The sequence below is a fragment of the Phaeobacter sp. B1627 genome, from assembly GCF_006265095.1.
Lineage (GTDB): Bacteria > Pseudomonadota > Alphaproteobacteria > Rhodobacterales > Rhodobacteraceae > Epibacterium.
The window spans coordinates 1-1,179 of record NZ_VCNK01000098.1; the positions used below are offsets into that span (position 1 = coordinate 1).

The window sequence follows — 1,179 nt, forward strand, 5'->3', positions numbered from 1 at the left end:
ATGGCTAAGGAAAAGTTTGAACGTAATAAGCCGCACGTCAACATCGGCACGATCGGTCACGTTGACCACGGTAAAACCACGCTGACGGCGGCGATCACCAAGTATTTCGGTGACTTCCAGGCCTATGACCAGATCGACGGCGCACCGGAAGAAAAAGCGCGCGGCATCACGATCTCGACCGCACACGTGGAATATGAGACCGAGAACCGTCACTACGCGCACGTCGACTGCCCCGGCCACGCGGACTATGTGAAGAACATGATCACCGGTGCGGCGCAGATGGACGGCGCGATCCTGGTTGTGAACGCAGCCGACGGTCCGATGCCGCAAACGCGCGAGCACATCCTGCTGGGTCGCCAGGTTGGCATCCCGAAGATGGTCGTGTTCATGAACAAGGTTGACCAGGTCGACGACGAAGAGCTCCTGGAGCTGGTCGAGATGGAAATCCGCGAGCTGCTGTCGTCCTACGACTACCCCGGCGACGATATCCCGATCATCGCGGGCTCTGCGCTGGCGGCGATGGAAGGCCGTGATCCGGAAATCGGCGAAGAGAAGATCAAGGAACTGATGGCGGCCGTGGATGAGTACATCCCGACACCCGCGCGTGCTGTTGACCAGCCGTTCCTGATGCCGATCGAAGACGTGTTCTCGATCTCCGGTCGTGGCACCGTTGTGACCGGCCGTGTCGAGCGTGGCGTGATCAACGTTGGCGACTCGATCGAGATCGTTGGTATCCGGGACACCACCACCACCACCTGTACCGGTGTTGAAATGTTCCGCAAGCTGCTGGACCGTGGTGAAGCGGGCGACAACATCGGCGCCCTGCTGCGCGGTGTTGACCGTGAAGGCGTTGAGCGTGGCCAGGTTCTGTGTAAGCCGGGTTCGGTTCAGCCGCACACGAAGTTCGAAGCCGAAGCCTATATCCTGACCAAGGATGAAGGGGGCCGTCACACGCCGTTCTTCGCGAACTACCGTCCGCAGTTCTACTTCCGGACGACCGACGTGACCGGCACGGTTACTCTGCCAGAGGGCACCGAGATGGTGATGCCGGGCGACAACCTGAAGTTCGAAGTTGAACTGATCGCCCCGATTGCGATGGAAGACGGTCTGCGTTTTGCGATCCGCGAAGGCGGCCGCACCGTTGGCGCGGGCGTTGTGTCCAAAATCCTCGCGTAATTT

Annotated in this window: 1 protein-coding gene; it reads left to right on the forward strand. The window is 60.1% G+C overall.

Features of this window, described 5'->3' with window-relative positions; all coding sequences use genetic code 11:
- The coding region (gene tuf, locus FGE21_RS19825; RefSeq protein WP_139665118.1) for an elongation factor Tu at positions 1 to 1,176 on the forward strand (1,176 nt) is incomplete at its 5' end.
- Between the last annotated feature and the right edge of the window lie 3 nt (positions 1,177 to 1,179).